The sequence below is a fragment of the Paractinoplanes ovalisporus genome (assembly GCF_016834655.1).
In the GTDB taxonomy this organism is placed as follows: Bacteria; Actinomycetota; Actinomycetes; order Mycobacteriales; family Micromonosporaceae; genus Actinoplanes; species Actinoplanes ovalisporus.
Genome location: NZ_JAENHP010000017.1, coordinates 130,222 through 145,443, shown reverse-complemented (window position 1 = coordinate 145,443; position 15,222 = coordinate 130,222). Strand labels below are relative to the sequence as shown.

The 15,222-nt window shown below is 70.7% G+C and carries 14 protein-coding genes; 7 read left to right on the top strand and 7 right to left on the bottom strand.

The window, feature by feature from the left end; translation table 11 throughout:
* Positions 1–166: 166 nt before the first annotated feature.
* Together JIG36_RS36520 and JIG36_RS36515 are read right to left on the bottom strand one after the other, a co-directional pair.
* Positions 167–517 (bottom strand): hypothetical protein, encoded by a 351-nt coding sequence (locus JIG36_RS36520; RefSeq protein ID WP_203381005.1) that lies wholly within the window; start codon positions 515–517, stop codon positions 167–169.
* Positions 518–956: 439 nt separating this feature from the next.
* Positions 957–1,703, bottom strand: a complete 747-nt coding sequence (locus JIG36_RS36515; RefSeq protein WP_203381004.1) for a DUF899 family protein — start codon at positions 1,701–1,703, stop codon at positions 957–959.
* A 135-nt stretch (positions 1,704–1,838) separates the two neighbouring features.
* Between JIG36_RS36515 and JIG36_RS36510 the strand changes: the two genes are divergently transcribed.
* Both JIG36_RS36510 and JIG36_RS36505 read left to right on the top strand, forming a co-directional pair.
* Positions 1,839–2,471: a GntR family transcriptional regulator gene (locus JIG36_RS36510; RefSeq protein WP_203381003.1), complete on the top strand. Its 633-nt coding sequence runs from the start codon at positions 1,839–1,841 to the stop codon at positions 2,469–2,471.
* Positions 2,468–3,481, top strand: coding sequence for a 1-aminocyclopropane-1-carboxylate deaminase (locus tag JIG36_RS36505; RefSeq protein ID WP_203381002.1), 1,014 nt, complete (start codon positions 2,468–2,470; stop codon positions 3,479–3,481). The genes JIG36_RS36510 and JIG36_RS36505 overlap by 4 nt, the downstream gene beginning before the upstream one ends.
* Before the next feature lie 3 nt (positions 3,482–3,484).
* Here the strand turns inward: JIG36_RS36505 and JIG36_RS36500 are convergent, their stop codons facing one another.
* Both JIG36_RS36500 and JIG36_RS36495 read right to left on the bottom strand, forming a co-directional pair.
* Positions 3,485–7,588 carry an NACHT domain-containing protein gene (locus tag JIG36_RS36500; protein ID WP_203381001.1) on the bottom strand — a complete coding sequence of 1,368 codons (4,104 nt, stop codon included), beginning with the start codon at positions 7,586–7,588 and terminating at the stop codon, positions 3,485–3,487.
* 453 nt (positions 7,589–8,041) lie between these two features.
* On the bottom strand, positions 8,042–8,863 hold the full coding sequence (locus JIG36_RS36495) for a COG4315 family predicted lipoprotein (RefSeq protein ID WP_203381000.1): 822 nt from the start codon (positions 8,861–8,863) through the stop codon (positions 8,042–8,044).
* 237 nt (positions 8,864–9,100) lie between these two features.
* Between JIG36_RS36495 and JIG36_RS36490 the strand changes: the two genes are divergently transcribed.
* Complete coding sequence (locus JIG36_RS36490; RefSeq protein WP_203380999.1) at positions 9,101–9,637, top strand: sigma-70 family RNA polymerase sigma factor; 537 nt, start codon at positions 9,101–9,103, stop codon at positions 9,635–9,637.
* Positions 9,634–10,356 (top strand): anti-sigma factor family protein, encoded by a 723-nt coding sequence (locus JIG36_RS36485; protein WP_203380998.1) that lies wholly within the window; start codon positions 9,634–9,636, stop codon positions 10,354–10,356. The genes JIG36_RS36490 and JIG36_RS36485 overlap by 4 nt, the downstream gene beginning before the upstream one ends.
* Here JIG36_RS36485 and JIG36_RS36480 read toward each other — a convergent pair.
* Together JIG36_RS36480 and JIG36_RS36475 are read right to left on the bottom strand one after the other, a co-directional pair.
* Complete coding sequence (locus JIG36_RS36480; protein ID WP_203380997.1) at positions 10,353–10,967, bottom strand: NADPH-dependent F420 reductase; 615 nt, start codon at positions 10,965–10,967, stop codon at positions 10,353–10,355. The genes JIG36_RS36485 and JIG36_RS36480 overlap by 4 nt on opposite strands.
* A gap of 64 nt (positions 10,968–11,031) precedes the next feature.
* Entirely contained in the window at positions 11,032–11,793 is a 762-nt protein-coding gene (locus JIG36_RS36475; protein WP_203380996.1) for an SDR family NAD(P)-dependent oxidoreductase, read from the bottom strand.
* A gap of 86 nt (positions 11,794–11,879) precedes the next feature.
* Between JIG36_RS36475 and JIG36_RS36470 the strand changes: the two genes are divergently transcribed.
* The gene (locus JIG36_RS36470; RefSeq protein WP_203380995.1) at positions 11,880–12,728 is read left to right on the top strand and encodes a helix-turn-helix transcriptional regulator; all 849 of its coding nucleotides are present in this window, start codon (positions 11,880–11,882) and stop codon (positions 12,726–12,728) included.
* On the top strand, positions 12,725–14,032 hold the full coding sequence (locus JIG36_RS36465; protein WP_203380994.1) for a serine hydrolase domain-containing protein: 1,308 nt from the start codon (positions 12,725–12,727) through the stop codon (positions 14,030–14,032). The genes JIG36_RS36470 and JIG36_RS36465 overlap by 4 nt, the downstream gene beginning before the upstream one ends.
* Here JIG36_RS36465 and JIG36_RS36460 read toward each other — a convergent pair.
* On the bottom strand, positions 14,022–14,774 hold the full coding sequence (locus tag JIG36_RS36460; protein ID WP_203380993.1) for a methyltransferase domain-containing protein: 753 nt from the start codon (positions 14,772–14,774) through the stop codon (positions 14,022–14,024). The two genes, JIG36_RS36465 and JIG36_RS36460, sit on opposite strands and share 11 nt — an antisense overlap.
* 57 nt (positions 14,775–14,831) lie before the next feature.
* Between JIG36_RS36460 and JIG36_RS36455 the strand changes: the two genes are divergently transcribed.
* Positions 14,832–15,218 carry a MerR family transcriptional regulator gene (locus JIG36_RS36455; protein ID WP_203380992.1) on the top strand — a complete coding sequence of 129 codons (387 nt, stop codon included), beginning with the start codon at positions 14,832–14,834 and terminating at the stop codon, positions 15,216–15,218.
* The last annotated feature ends 4 nt before the right edge of the window (positions 15,219–15,222 follow it).

The following is a 15,222-nucleotide window of genomic DNA, read 5'->3' as shown; positions in this document are numbered from 1 at the left end:
CGTTCGGCTCGAAGTCACCGCACGCCGCCGACCAGCTCGCCCTGTACGCGGCTCTCGCTCACAGCTACACCGGCCTCACACCACTGCAGATCAACCAGTTCTTCAACGACAGCTCATACGGTCGCCGCCGCCGACGTGGAGAGCACGATCTCACCCCGCGCCGACGTCACGATCGTTCGCGACAAGGCCCGCGGTATCCCGCACCACGCAGGCCGGGGACGTGATCGAAGACGGCGATCAGCCAGCCTTCCGCTTCTGTGCTCCAGCGCAGCCTCGGGACCAGGTCCCGGGGGAGGTGCCGGTTGAGCCGAATCTCGTTGCGCAGGAAGCCGGCCCGGTCGGTGTCGACCCGAACGCCTTTGCAGAAGACCCGACCGACGTCGAGAACAGTGAGCGTCGCGGCGAAGTCGGCATTCGACCCGGCGCCCGGATCGTGGACGTGCTCGATGGAGCCTTCGTGAGCGGTGATCAGATTACGGAGCGCCGCGGGGAGCTGTGCCCATTGCTGCCGGGCCATGGTGCTCTCCGTCCACACGGCGGTGCCGGCGACCAGCGTACGGTCCCCGGCACCATCGTGGGCGTATCAGCGGGGGCTGTCGGTGCACCCGGCGTGGCATTGGGTGCGCTTGCTCCTGTCGGCCGCCGCCGGCCAAAAGGTCCGCGTCGAGCTGTTCCCCGCGCCCCGCAGGTTCCCCGACGCCGGCACCACTCGATCGAACTCCACCGCTTGCTGCTGGATAGGGGGTCCCCGCATAGAGACCCGCCCTCCCTGGGGGCCACCGCCACCAGCATTATGGCCGTTTTCGCCGATCGTCACGCCCCCGACGACGCCGCGCTGTGGACAACCGAGAACTGTGGACAGCGCCGCTTGTGGGGCTGTGGGCATCGGCGTCTACTGATGGCAGTCGCGGCTCATGACGCACGGCAACTGCCCGGTCTGACCGCGCCGTGACTGGTCAGTGATGATGGCCAGTGCGGCCGAGGGTCTCCGGTGGCGTCGCCCCGGGGCGTGTCCACTGCGGCACGGGCCGGGTGGTCGGGCCCCAGCCGGGGTTCCCGTCGGTGTCGGTGCGCCAATACCAGCAGGGGTTCCGCCCCTCGGGCCAGCCGGCCGGGTTTTCCTGCCAGGCTTCACCCCGCCCGTACGGGGTCATGTCGAGCAGCGCGAAGGTGCCGTTCGTGGGTTCCGTGCCTCGGCCCGTGGTCGTGTAGGTGAGGAAGGCCCGCTCGCCGTCGCGCAGGTAACAGGCGAAGCTGCCCATCTCGTTCCCGACCGGCGCCGGGGCGTCGCGCACGGAGTACCAGGGCTGGTCGTAGCCCATGAACCCGGTGAAGGCGGCCACCTCGTCCCACCGCCCGGTGGTCACGATCGCCAGCGAGACGCCGCGGGTGTTGAGGTAGGTCTGGTCCCGCAGGTGCCAGGCGGCGTAGGTGCACCCCTCGCACTGCCCCTGGTGCGGTGCTCCGTCGTACCACATGTGCTTGTAGATGATGAGTTCGTCGCGCCCCTGGAAGAGGTCGAGGAACGGGACCGGGCCGTCGGCGCCCACGACCGGGACCTTCGGGTCGAACTCCACCATCGGCAACCGGCGCCGGGCCGCGGCCAGGGCGTCGCCGGCCCGGGTGTGCGCCTTCTCGCGTGTCAGCAGCTCGTCGCGGGCGGCCTGCCAGGTGGCCAGGTCGACAACGGGCGGGACGGTCATTCGAGTCCTCCTCTGAAACGGCGATATCGCCTGTAGGACCCGGGAAGCGGACGGAACTCATCGGGCGCTCGCTTTTTTGTGAGCTGACATCTAACATTTCAGTTGCCGGAGTGCCGGGTGAGAGGACCACAAGCTGTGGAACGGGTGGAGCGGCGGCTGCTGCGGGAGACGGCGTACGAGTCGATTCGTGATGCCGTCGTGCGCGGTGACCTGGCGCCGGGAGCCGTGGTGAACAGCGCCGACCTGGCCGACCGGCTCGGGCTGTCGCGGGCCCCGGTGCGTGACGCTCTGGCCCGGCTCGCCGGTGAAGGGCTCGTCGAGATGAAGCCGCAGAGCTACACCCGGGTCACCGAGGTGCTGGCGCGTGAGGTCAGCGACGCCGCCGCCGTCGTACGGGCGATGCACGAGCTCGCCGCGAGCACCACCGTCGGCCGGCTCACCCCGGGTGATGTCGAGGCGATGCGGGAGGCCAACCGGCGCTTCGAGGCCGCGACCCGCACCGGTGACATCGACGCGGCCATGGCGGCCGACGACGAGCTGCACGGAGTTCTCGTACGGGCCAGCGGCAACCGGGCCCTGGCCGCCACCATCGAGCGTTACACCCCGCTGATCCGCCGGCTCGAGCGCCTGCAGTTCGCGCGCAGCCAGGCCCGCCGTTCGGTCGAGCGGCACGACGACCTGATCGCCGCCTGCGCCGCCGGCGATGTCCCGCACGCCACCCACCTCACGTCGCTGATCTGGCGCTCGTTGGAAGAGAGAACCGCATGATCAACTTTGAGCGCTACCCGCTGCTCTTCGGCCCCTCCCCGGTGCACCGCCTCGACCGGCTCACCGCCCACCTCGGCGGCGCCGCCGTCTGGGCCAAGCGGGAGGACTGCAACAGCGGAATTGCGTACGGGGGAAACAAGACGCGCAAGCTGGAGTATCTGGTCGCCGACGCGCTCGCGCAGGGGTGCGACACCCTGGTCTCGATCGGCGGCGTGCAGTCGAACCACACCCGTCAGGTCGCCGCCGTCGCCGCGCGGGCCGGTCTCAAGTGCGTGCTCGTGCAGGAGAGCTGGGTCGAGTGGCCCGACTCCGTCTACGACAAGGTCGGCAACATCCTGATCAGCCGGCTCGCCGGGGCCGAGGTGCGGCTCGTACGGTCCGAGTTCGGCATCGGCTTCAAGGAGAGCTGGGAGCAGGCCCTGCGCGACATCGAGGCTTCGGGCGGCAAGCCGTACGCGATCCCGGCCGGCGCCTCCGACCACAAGCTCGGGGGTCTGGGCTTCGCCAATTGGGCGTACGAGGTAGCGCAGCAGGAAGAGGAGTTGGGCGTCTTCTTCGACACCGTGATCGTCTGCTCGGTCACCGGCAGCACCCAGGCCGGCATGATCGCCGGTTTCGCCGCCCTGAAGGACGCCGGCGGCCGCCCCCGCCGCGTGCTCGGCATCGACGCGTCGGCCAAGCCCGCCGAGACCCGTGAGCAGGTGGCCCGGATCGCCCGCAACACGGCCGCCCTGATCGGCCTGGGCCGCGACCTGACCGAGGACGAGATCCTGCTCGACGAGCGCTACCACGCGGGCGTCTACGGCATCCCCGACGAGACCACACTCGAGGCGATGCGGGTCGCCGCCCGTACGGAGGGAATGGTCACCGACCCGGTCTACGAGGGCAAGTCGATGGCCGCGCTCATCGACCTCGTTTCCCGCGGCGAGATCGCCAAGGACTCGACCGTGCTCTACGCCCACCTCGGCGGCCAGCCGGCCCTGAACGGTTACAGCGCCCTGTTCTCCTAGGAATCAGTACACCTTGCTGCGGCAGATCTCCCGGTAGGGAACGTCCGGGACGATCTGCTGCCAGCGCTCCTTCGACAGCGGCTTCTGGCCTACGAGCGTGCAAGCAACGGCCCACGCATCCGGCCGCAAGATGGCTGGCGCGGGTTGCAGCAGCCTCACCGTGACTAGGAGATCTTTCCAAGCGCCGTCGCTCCGATCGCCGTGCTCGAACAGGCCCCAAGCCCCGTTGTCAGCGAGCTGCAGACCGGAGACGTACTCCCTGCGCACCTTCTCGTGGGGAGGCGCTGTGCTCTGTGGTAGATCGAAGAGGGACATCGACCCGGCGTCGTCGATCTCCATGGCGTAGGGGCCGGCGAAGTAGGGGCCGCCGTGGTTCACCGGGGACAGCCTGACATGCTTCGGGTTGTTTCCGAGGTGCCACAGATCGAGGGGTGTGGGGCTCAGCGCGTTCCGGCGCATCACTATCCACGACCCGCCGGCGTCGATGTCATAACCCTTGATCGGAAACGGCGCGCTGGCTGACAACGGCAGTCCGGCCAGGTCGCCGATGCGACGGGGAACTCCGCCGATGTCCCACAACTCGGTGGACGGGGTGGCCGCATCGGCGACGACGAACGCCCAGCGGTCGGTCAGGCCGATGTAGACCACTTTGCCACCTCGTCCGACCGGGTAGATCTTCGGTGCCGGACCCGACAGATCGACCAGGCTGGACGTTCCGTCGTTTAACCGGGCCGTGACAATGCGTCTGTTCCGGTCGACCGTCAGGTCGGCGATTCCGTCGAGCATCGCCTGTTTGACAGGCCGGCCGGCGCTTATCCGCCAGCGGTCCACCTTTCCTGACGAGTGCAGCACAGCCAGGGAGGCGTCCGGCAGCCCCCGCAGATCCGTCACGTCGTCGCCCAGGAAGACGTCTTTCGCCGCGGTGCTCCGGTGGTGCAACATCGCCGATCCCGAGGCATCCAGGAGCACGAACCAGTGCTCGCCCAGGGGTAGGTCGAAGGTGTTCGGACGGTCGATTACCCGGCCGGTGTCCAGGACACGAACGGCGCCCCTCCCGCCAGACGAGAAAGAGAGGACTCCCCGGGTTTTGGTCTGCCGCAGAACGTTCGACGGTCCGATCTCCACCGGTTCCCACGTCGCTGTCGTCAACGGCTGCGTCAGGAGGACGCCGTCGGCACGTTCGTAGACCAGCCATCCCGGCGCCGTGTAAGCCGACAACCAGCGCACGACGCCGATCCTGACCAGGGCCGAGTCCGGACGGCGAAGGTCGAAGACGTAGGTGTCGCCGCCGTTACTGTACGAGCACCAGCGTTCGCCCAGGCAAGCCACGTTGACGGAGCCGGCGGGGATCGGCCGGCTCCAGAAGGTGTCGTCGTCGTATCCCAGCAGGGTCTGCGTGCCGTCCCCATGGCTGATCTTGATCGAGCCCACGTTCAGGAGCTCCGGTTGACCCGGCTTGCCCACCATCTCCCGCGGACTGGGCCGGTCAGCCGACAGATCCCACGCGCGCACCGGCTCGTCCGGTCCGGAGGTCAGCGCCCAGTGCCCGGTCCGCACGATCGGGCCGGATCGGAACCGAACGGGATCGACACCTGACGCCCCCATCGTTTCCACGGCCGCGCCGAGCTCGTGGGCGGCACCCCGGTCCGAGTCGATCTCGCGCGCGGCGATGCGCAGGCGCAGGGCATCCATCGCTGCTTCGGTGTCGAGCTCGTCGGCACGGGCGTCGAGTAGCGCCGCCCGCTGGTCGCGCAGCCTTGAGAAGTAGAGCGTGAACTCGTCGCGGACCACCGGGACCGTCAGCGTGCCGACGGCTAGCGGCAACACGGCACAGGCGGCCACGGTGCCGACCCGGGACCGTCGACGGTCCGTGAGCGCGCTCCGCGCCTGTTGCCTGGGGTTCGCGTACTCGCGTGCCACACGTCGGGGTGCCACCCGGCGCCGCAGGTCCGGCCGACCCGCAAGGTGCCGCTGCACGTGGAGATGGCGGAATTCGTAGTCCGGGCCGACCTGCCGCAGGACCCCACGCTCGTGCGCGTTTTCGAGGAAACTCAGTATCCGCCACGGCAGCAGCCCCCACAGGGCGAGCCAGATCCGAGCTACCGTGTACGACGTCCACGGCGAACCCGCCCCGAGCAGCACCGACCCGAACACGGCGAGCCCACCGAACAGGGCCGGACCGATCGCGGGCCCGCCCCCGTACCCCGCGAACTGAATCAGGGCCGGCTCGACGGTGGCGACCAGCGCGATGCCCGACCCGACCGACACCCCGGCCGCGACTGCGATCACGAAGCAGGTCAACCGGTCGGACCGCAGCACCGATCGTGGCGACACCGGATCCTGGCCGTCGAGCGGCGTGGCCAGCCACCGTCCGACGCCGATCGGCAGTCCGATCCCGACGGTGATCGCGATGGCTGTGATGAGGGCCAGCCAGCCCCCGCCGAACAGCAGTGATCCGGCGATGCTCTCGCCCGAATTCAGCGAGTTGATGCCGGCGACCACCCCCACCAGCAGGCCCACCGGCAGCGCGAAGGTGAGCCCGGTCGCGATGCCGGACAGCAGTTGGGCCGGCAGACGCCGCAGATTCCACGACGGCCGGGTCGGCAGCGCGGACCGCCAGGTGCTCAGGACCGTGTTGATGAGGCTGAACGCGCCGGCCAGCGCCGCCACGAAAACCGCGCTCGTGAGAGCCTCGACCGGATCCTGATAGGCGCCGCTGCCGGCCCGCGAGGCGACCTCGGTGACCAAGGTGGCGAGCACGACCGCCGCCAACGCATCCCGCGCCGTGGTCGCTGCGATGCTGCCGGCGCGCCGCAACCGACCGGTCCTCGGCAGCGCCCGCCGGGCCCGGCTGCGGCCGGCCCCCAGACCCGAGACGATGCCTGCGCCCAAGCCGAGGGCCAGCCCCAGCACCGCGTTGTCGGCCGGGAAAGGGGTGATCAAGGTGCAGCTGATCAACCCGACCAGCCCGATGACGGCCGTCACTGTTCCGACGATCACCGACGAGGGCACCGCCCGGGGCAGATCCCACCACGTCAGCGTCGGGCTGAACAGACGATGTCTCAGGTGACGAGCCAGGGTCGTCAACCATCGCTCCGGTTTTCCGGCCTCGTCCCGGCCTCCGTACGCGGTGATCAGGAACTGATCGAGCAGATGTTCCTCGACCTCGGCCCGGGACGAGAACCGGGCGAGTTCGGCCGGATGGTTGGCGGCGGGCTCGTAGACCGCCCGCGCCAAGGAGATCATCAGCGGTGTCGACAGCGCCTTGGCTAGTGGGCCATCCGGCTCGGCCCGCATGGCCCGGGTGACCTTGTGCCAGCGCTTATTGCCAGCCTGCTCGGCCTCGACCAGGAACTCGATCGCATCGTCCACCGTGACCGGGCTGATCGTGACCTCGGCCGCCATCGGGAGCCGCCCGGCCTCAGCTACCAGCTCCTCGTACGCGAGCGCCCGGCAGGTGACTACCGTGCTCAGCCCTTGAGGAAGCGCGATGCCGCCCAGGTGCCGTGCTGCCGGCACCCGCAACCGCTCGTGCATCTCGTCCAAGCCGTCCAGCACCAGCAGCACCCGGTTGCTGTCGACCAGCGCCCGGGCCGCGTCCTCGCCGTACCTCTCCGCGTCGGCGAGCTCGGGGTTTGTGTCACTGATCCACTGGGCCGCCCAGGTGCGCAGATCCTCCTGGTCGGGCCGCCACTGGGCGAGCGGCAGCAGCACGGGTACCGGGTCTTCCGGGTTCGGCGTGTCGAGGGCTGCGACCGTGAACAGCAGCGCCAGCGTGCTCTTACCCGAGCCAGGGTCGCCTAGGATCAGGAGCTGCCGGTTGGCCAGCTCGCGGAACTGGCGCACCATTCCGGCCGCAGGCACCGGGTCATTCGGCTCCAGCAGCTGCCCGTCCGTGATCGCCGGAGAGCGTTCGCCGGCCGGTCGTCCGGTGCGGACCCAACGCAGGCGGAGCGGCCTCGGGTGCTCCAGCCGGCGGGTGACGATCTCCTGCTCCCACTGCGTACGGACCCGGCTGCGCAGCAACTCCGCCGCGGCGGTGAGGTGGGCCTCCGGCGTATGGGAAGAGGGTTTAGCAGTAACCCCGAAATAGACTGACACCACCACCGACAGGAGGCTGAGGAAGGCGGAGCCTACGCTGGCCAGTGAGTCTGCTGCGTCGCGCACATTGGTGCGGCCGAACCCGAGGGCGAGCAGGAGTGAGGCGATGGCCACCAACGCGGCGACGATCGAGATCGTCCACTTGGCACGGCTGCTGAGTCGTCGGAGGTCAGGCCGTCGGGGGATGGGCACGACACATGATGACCTACGGGCTACCGGATCGTCACGGCCCGTGTGCATGATTCCGGCTCGTGCTTCCGGGTGCCCGATTCCGGACACCCAACCTACGTAAGGCCGCGCACCCGAGCCAGGCAGGGGCCGTGCACCCGCGAGAGCAAGGCCGGGCATCACGCGCGAGAGGCATGGTTGCGCCCGGCGGTTGTCACAACCGCCGGACACAGCCGCGCCCGGCGGTTTTGGCAACCGCCGGGCGCGCCCCCGATGGAAAGAGAAGTCTGGTTACTTGCCGGTTCCGCTGGAGGAGAGCGGGCCCGGCGCCGCCTTGGTCTTGCCGCCGTCCGGCTTGATCGCGAACCACTTGCCGTTCAGGCCCTGGCCGTTGATGTCGCCCGGCTTGGCGTCGGCGACGAAGTAGTAGACCGGCCAGCCGTTGATCGTGACCTGGCAGTGCCCGTCGGCCCGCTCGACATAGCCGATGATCTTGGGGTCGATGCCGTCCGGGAAGATCTTGCCGGGGGACTTGATGAGCAGCGGCGGCCAAGCGGTCGCGCAGTCGCCGTTGCAGGTCGACTTCGGCGGCTTGTTCGTGTCGTTGTCGAAGCGGTACAGCGTGCGCCCGGCGCCGTCGGCCACGTACGTGCCGATCTGGGCGTTGTCGGTGGCGTTGAGCTCGACCGTCTTGCTGCCGCTGGTGCGCGACTTGGGCGGGGTGATGTCCGCCTGCGACGGTCCACTGAAGATCTTGACCCACTTCTGCGTCTTCGCGACGGTCGGCGAGGCCGCGGGCGCCGGAGCCGCCTGTTCCTGCTCAGCGGCGGAGTCAGAAGCGGCGTCAGAGGCTGCGTCAGAGTTGGAGTCGGAGGCAGCCGGGTCGGGCTCGGCGGTGGCGGGCAGTTCCTCGGTGGCGGACGGGTTCTCGTCGATGCCGGCCAGATCGGGCAGCTCGCCCGGGCCCTCGGGGTTCAACGGGGCCTGCGACTGCTGCACGGCCACCGGAACGGTCGCCTCATCCCCGGTCGACGGCCGGCTTCCGCAGGCCGCCACACTCGCCAGACCGGCCAGCATGGCCGCGACGTAGATCGTCCTGCTCCGCTTCCTCATGGCCGTCTCCCGTCTGAGTTACTTTCGAGGCCTGCCTCCCACACGTCGGTGCTCCCGGGCCGGTTCACCGGGATGTGCCACATTCGAAAAATCTTGATCCGGGCAGGCCAATACCGACGTACTCCGAGTAGCCGCGGCACAGTACTTTCATCGATGTCGTTTCTCGCAGCGCCGCGAACCAGCGCGCGGGATGGACATACGAGGCGGGTACGCAGAGTGCCGCGGGGAGAGAGACGGATGCCGTCGAGCAGACAGAGACCGCACCGGGAGGTGGCCGATGAAGCGCTGGTCAGATCGTTGTTCCAAGAACACGGACGGGCCATGCTGGCGTACGCCACGCAGCTGACCCGCGATCGCGCCGCCGCCGAAGACGTGGTCCAGGAGGCGCTGGTGCGCGCCTGGCGTCACCCCGAGAGCCTGAACAACGGCAAGGGCTCCGTACGGGGATGGTTGCTCACCGTGTGCCGCAACATCGTGCTGGATCAGATCCGCGCCCGGAACCGGCGTCCGCCCGAGGTCGCCGAGAGCCCGCCCGACGCCGCGGTGGAACAGGACCACTCCGACCGCGTGGTCACGTCGATGGTCGTGGTCGACGCGCTCAGCCGCCTCTCCACGGAACACCGTGAAGTGCTCGAACAGGTCTATCTCAAAGGCAACACCGTCGCCGAGGCCGCGGAGGCGCTCGGCATCCCGCCCGGGACGGTCAAATCCCGATCCTTCTACGCGTTGCGGGCCTTGCGCGAGGCCGGCACGGAACGGTTGGCAGCATCATGAGTACGCCGGACAGCGCGAACAACACGGCGAACGAGCACGTCGACATGGCCGGCTACCTGCTGGAGATGCTCTCCACCGACGAGAAGGCCCAGGCCGACGCCCACCTGGCCGGCTGCGCCGAGTGCCGGGCCGAACGTGACTCGCTGCGCCAGTGGTCCGATCAACTGGGCGAGGTGCCCGAGGAGATGCTTCTCGACGGCCCGCCCGACGACGCCGACCTGCTGCTGCAGCGCACGCTGCGCCAGGTGCGGCGCGAGTCGTCCGGCCGCCGCTACAAGCGGATGGCCACCGTCACCGGCATCGCCGCGGCCGTCGCCGCGATCGCGGTCGCGGGCGGCGTGCTGGTCGGCCGGGGCACGGCTCCCTCGGAACAGCAGCTGGCTCAGCCGCCGGCGACCTCGTCGGTGCCCGCCGGCGCGCGGGTCGGCTCGGCGACCGACGCGTCGACCGGGGCCCGCATGGAGGTGGCGATGACCCCCGCCGCCGGGTGGGTCCGGGTGACGGCCACCGTCGGCGGCATCCCGGCCGGGGAGAAGTGTGTGCTCGAGGTGGTCGGCCGCGACGGCTCCACGGCGGTCGCCGGCAGCTGGCTGGTGTCCCCGGCCGGCGAGGCGGACGGGACGACGCTCAACGGCAGCGCCCTGATCGACCCCGAGCAGGTCCAGTCGGTCCGGGTCGTGAACACGAGCGGAAAGCAGTTCGTCGCGGTCGACGTCTAGCGCAGGGTCGTCAGGGCCTCGGCCAGGGCGTCCTGCGCGTGGAAGACGTCGACCTCGTTCTGCTGCAGCGGGCCGCCGGGCTCGGTGAGGCGGGCCGTCTGGGCGCCGCCCGCGTAGAACGGCGCGAACCCCATGTCGCGGATCAGCGCCGAGGCGGCCAGGCGGGCGTCCCGGTGATCGCTGCACACGAACTCGGCCAGCAGCGGATCGTGCCCGCGGCGGCGGTCCAGCACCGAGGTCGGCAGCGTGTTGAGCGCCTTCGCCCAGTGTGCCGTGGGCGCCATCGACACGAGCTGCTCGAACCCGCTCGTATCACCGGCCGCCGCCCCCGTGGGGTTGGTGGCGTCGATGATGATTTTGCCGTCGAGCGTGGTCCCGGCCAGCTCGATCGCCTGGTAGGCGGTCTCCCAGGTGGGTGCGAACAGCACCACGTCGGCGAACGTGACCGTCTCGGCGATCGGCAGCGCCGTGCCGTGGCCGAAGAGATGGTCGACCACGTCGCCGAGCCGCTCCGGATGCCGCGACGTCACCGCCACGTCGTGCCCGCTCTCCGCGCACCACTCGGCCAGCGTCGCACCGTGCTGACCTGCCCCGATCACGCCGACATGCATGCCCTCAGGGTGCCCGCTGCGACCCTCGTCCGAGTGGTGAATCGGTAATTTCGCCGCGCGAAGGTCAGGCGCGCGCACCACCGTCGACGCGCAGCACCGTGCCGGTCACGTAGGAGGCGCGGTCGCTCAGCAACCACGCGGCGGCCTCGGCGATCTCGGCGGGGTCGGCCTGCCGGGCCAGCGGGGTGGCCGCGACCAGACGGTCCACCAGGCCCGGCGACTCGGCTTCCCAGGCTTCGATCATTTCCGTACGGGTGTTGCCCGGAGCGATCGCGTTCACCCGGATGCCCTCGGGGCCGTACGTGATGGCCGCCGACTCGGTGAGGCTGTTCACCGCGCGCTTCATCGCCCCGTACGCGGGCAGGGCCGGGTTTCCCATCAGGCTGCCGACGCTGGAGTTGTTGACGATCGCGCCGCGCCCCGACGTGGCCCGGATCGCGGCGACCTGGGCGACCATGGCCAGCCACACCCCGCGCAGGTTGACCTCGTAGAGCCGGTCGAAGTCGTGCTGGGAAACGGCGTCGAGCGGGCCCGGCGCCGCGTTTGTCGCCCCGTTGTTGAACGCCACGTCGAGCCGCCCGAACAACGTCACCGCCCGGTCGACGGCCGCCCGCACGCTGTCCGGGTCGGCGAGGTCGCACACGACGTGATCGGCCGTGCCGCCGGCCACCCGGATCTCGTCCACCACGTTCTTCAGCTGGTCCTCGGTGCGCGCCGCCAGCAGCACCGAAGCACCCTCGCGGGCGAAGAGACGGGCCGCCGCGGCCCCGATGCCGCGCCCAGCCCCGCTGACGAACGCGACCTTGTTCTCGAGCAGAGATGTCATGCCCCGACCCTGCTCCGGGCCGCCCGCGACAGCCAGGCACAGACAGGTCCTGGCTGGGGCGCCGGGCGGGAGGGACCATGGACCGCGTGGACCGAGCAGAACTGGCCGCCTTCCTGCGGTCGCGGCGCGAACGGATCACCCCGGCCGACGTCGGCCTGCCCGCGGGAGCCCGCCGCCGCACCCCGGGCCTGCGCCGCGAAGAGGTGGCCCAGCTGGCGTTCATCTCCCCGGAGTACTACGCGCGGCTGGAGCAGTCCCGGGCCCCGCGCCCGTCGGCCGAGGTGCTGAGCGGTCTCGCGCGGGCGCTGCGCCTCTCCGACGCCGAGCGGGCCCACCTGCACCACCTGGCCGGTGCGCCACCCGCCCCGCGGGGGCCGTCCCGCGAGGTCCGCCCGAGCATCCTCGACCTGATCCAGCGCCTGCCCCAGGCCGCGGCCACGGTGATCTCCGCCGGCTTCGACATCCTGGCCTGGAACGATCTCGCCGCGGCCCTGCTCGAAGACTTCTCCGCGGTGCCGCCGCGCGAGCGCAACCTCGTACGGCGTGCGTTCCTCGGCCCGCATCGGGACGGCCAGATCCTGTACGGGGTGTCCGACCTCGACGACTTCGCGCTGCACTCCGCCCAGCGGCTGCGCGCGACCGCCGCCCGCTACCCCGACGACCCCGCCGTGGCGTCGCTCGTCCGCGACCTGCTGGCCGGCAGCCCCCGCTTCCGCGAGCTGTGGGAGTCCCACGACGTCACCGACGAGCCCACGCTCCGCAAGACGTTCCAGCATCCGACGGTCGGCCCGATCACGGTGAACTGCGACGTTCTCGACATCGCCGACCGCGACCAGCGCGTGGTCATCTACACGGCCGTCCCCGGCTCACCCTCCGAGGAGGCGCTGCGTCTGCTGTCGGTGATCGGCACCCAGCGTATGGTCGGGAGTCGATGAACACTGTGGACGACCTCCTCGCGCAAGCGGCCGCGCGGCACGGGGTTCCGGGGGCGGCGGTCGCGGTGGCTCGTGGTGACGAGCTCGTCGAAGCGGCCACCGGAGTGGTCAACCGGGAGACCGGGGTCGCGGCCACCCCCGGGACGGTCTTCCAGATCGGTTCGGTCACCAAGGTGTGGACCGCCGCGCTGGTGCTGCAACTGGTCGAGGACGGGCTGGTCGACCTGGACGACCCGGTCCGCCGGCACCTGCCCGGCTTCGCGCTGCCCGACCCGGCCGCGACCGACGCCGTGACCGTCCGCCACCTGCTGCTGCACACCGGCGGGTTCTTCGGCGACCTGTTCGAGGACACCGGCCGCGGCGACGACGCCCTCGACCGCTACCTGGACTTCGTGGCCGGCCACGCCGAGCAGTTCGCGCCGCCCGGCGAGATCTACTCCTACTCCAACGCCGGCTACAGCGTGCTCGGCGCCCTGGTCGCCCGTCTGCGCGGCGGCACCTGGGAATCGGTGCTGCGCGAACGCCTGATCGACCCGCTCGGCGCCCGCCACATGGCCGCGCTGCCCGAAGAGGCGGTGCTGTTCCGTGTCGCCGCCGGCCACCTGCCCTCCGGCGAGGTGGCCCGGCCCTGGGCGATGGCCCGCTCGCAGAGCCCGGCCGGCGCGTCCCTCTGCGCGGCGCCGCGCGACCTCGTCCGGTTCGGCCGGGCGTTCCTCACCGGCGACGTGCTCTCGAAGGAGACGGTCGAGCGGATGACCACACCCTGCCTCACTCTTCCCGGCGTCCCCAAGCGCGGCCACGGCCGGCGTGGGCTCGGGCCCGAGGTCTACGACTGGTCGGGCACGACGGCCTTCGGCCACAACGGCGGCACGTTCGGCCAGGGGGCGCTGTGGCGCGTGGTGCCTTCGCACTCGCTGGTGGTCGCGATCAGCGCCAACGGTGGGGCCCTGTCGCCGTTCCTCGACGAGGTGCTGGACGGGGTCGTCGACCTCACGGTGCCGGGCCGGCCGACCCCGCCGAGCGGTCCCTTCCGGCCCGGTCCGGCCGAGTTCGCCGGGCGCTACGAGTTCCCCCTCGCCGCGTACGAGGTCTCGGTCGCCCCGGACGGCCTGGAGATCACCGCCGTTCCCCGCGGGGTGGTGGCCGAGATGGGGGAGCAGCCGTCGACCCGGCGTTTTGTGGCCCTGAGCGGCACCACCTTCGTGGCCGTCGAGCCCGAGGAGGGCGTGCACGAGACGCTGACGTTCCTCGAGGGCGGCCGATACCTCTACGGTGGCCGCATCGCCCGGCGGATCAGTTCGTAGCGGCGGCCAGGAACATCGGGACGGCCACCATCAGGCGGTCGGTGTCGGCGCGGGCTGACTGGTCGGCCAGCCACGCGCCGGCCTCCGTGTCGGTGATGGCGCCGAGCCGCCGGGCCGCCTCGGCATGGTTGGTCAGCAGCCCGAGCGCGGTGGCGTCGGTGAGGACCAGGGTGTGCACGACCAGCTCGGCCTCGTGGAAACCCGCTTCCAGCAACAGATTGCGGTAGGCGCGAGCGACCCTCGGCTGCGGGATCGTGCCGGCGCGGGCGTGCACGATCCGGCGTGTCAGTTCGGGGTGCGCGGAGTCGACGACGATCGTGTCCCAGTCCTGCCCCACCAGCACGATCCGCCCGCCGGGAGCCAGCACCCGCCGGGCCTCGGCCAGCGCGACCGCCGGATCGGGCAGCATGTGGAAGACCTTGTCCGCGCGATAGCCGTGCACCGACCCGTCGGCCAGAGGCAGGGCGTTGACATCGGCTTCCCGTACGTCGATTCCGGGGAACCGGGCCCGCGCCGCGTCCAGCATCGCCGGGTCGAGGTCCACACCGATCGCGCCCGGGCCCAGCTCGGCCACGGCCCGTCCGGTTCCGCAGCCCACGTCGAGCAGCACCGCCCCGGGCCCGCGCCGCAGGGCCGCGTACGTGTGCTGTCGCAAAGCCACCGCCTCGGGGGCCGACTCCGCGGCGTCGAGCGTGCGGATCAGGGTCTCGGAATCCGTGAAAGCGCTGTGCGTCTCGGGCATGCGGCCGAGTGTGCGGCTTAAGGTCGACCTGAAGTCAAGGCCCGGTGAGGAGGGCGGATGGACCAGACGATCGGGGAGCTGGCCGAACGGTTCGGCCTGGCCACGCACGTGCTGCGGCACTGGGAGGAGGAAGGGCTGCTGTCTCCGGTGCGCGACGGCAACGGGCGCCGCGTCTACGGCGAGGCCGACACGGCCCGGGTGGCCGAGATCCTGCTCTGCAAGGAGGCCGGCTTCAGCCTGGACCAGCTGCGCGACCTGTTCGCCGCGCCCGGGCGTGCGCGCCGCGACGAGCTGCTGCGGGAACAGCTGGGCCGGGTGCGCGAACGGATCGTCCGGCTCCAGGATGCGCAGGCCCTGCTGGAACACGGGTTGCGGTGCCGGCACGAGAACTATCGGGAGTGCCCGCGATTCCGGGAGATGGTGCTCTCCCGTACGGGCGCATAGGGTC

What these genes read in the sequence shown, in the direction of transcription:
- JIG36_RS36455 (WP_203380992.1), top strand. Translation starts at nt 14,832, where the DNA reads ATGGACCAGACGATCGGGGAGCTGGCCGAACGGTTCGGCCTGGCCACG.
- JIG36_RS36485 (WP_203380998.1), top strand. Translation starts at nt 9,634, where the DNA reads ATGAGTACGCCGGACAGCGCGAACAACACGGCGAACGAGCACGTCGAC.
- JIG36_RS36495 (WP_203381000.1), bottom strand. Translation starts at nt 8,863, where the DNA reads ATGAGGAAGCGGAGCAGGACGATCTACGTCGCGGCCATGCTGGCCGGT.
- JIG36_RS36475 (WP_203380996.1), bottom strand. Translation starts at nt 11,793, where the DNA reads ATGACATCTCTGCTCGAGAACAAGGTCGCGTTCGTCAGCGGGGCTGGG.
- JIG36_RS36520 (WP_203381005.1), bottom strand. Translation starts at nt 517, where the DNA reads ATGGCCCGGCAGCAATGGGCACAGCTCCCCGCGGCGCTCCGTAATCTG.
- JIG36_RS36490 (WP_203380999.1), top strand. Translation starts at nt 9,101, where the DNA reads ATGCCGTCGAGCAGACAGAGACCGCACCGGGAGGTGGCCGATGAAGCG.
- JIG36_RS36460 (WP_203380993.1), bottom strand. Translation starts at nt 14,774, where the DNA reads ATGCCCGAGACGCACAGCGCTTTCACGGATTCCGAGACCCTGATCCGC.
- JIG36_RS36480 (WP_203380997.1), bottom strand. Translation starts at nt 10,967, where the DNA reads ATGCATGTCGGCGTGATCGGGGCAGGTCAGCACGGTGCGACGCTGGCC.
- JIG36_RS36465 (WP_203380994.1), top strand. Translation starts at nt 12,725, where the DNA reads ATGAACACTGTGGACGACCTCCTCGCGCAAGCGGCCGCGCGGCACGGG.
- JIG36_RS36515 (WP_203381004.1), bottom strand. Translation starts at nt 1,703, where the DNA reads ATGACCGTCCCGCCCGTTGTCGACCTGGCCACCTGGCAGGCCGCCCGC.
- JIG36_RS36505 (WP_203381002.1), top strand. Translation starts at nt 2,468, where the DNA reads ATGATCAACTTTGAGCGCTACCCGCTGCTCTTCGGCCCCTCCCCGGTG.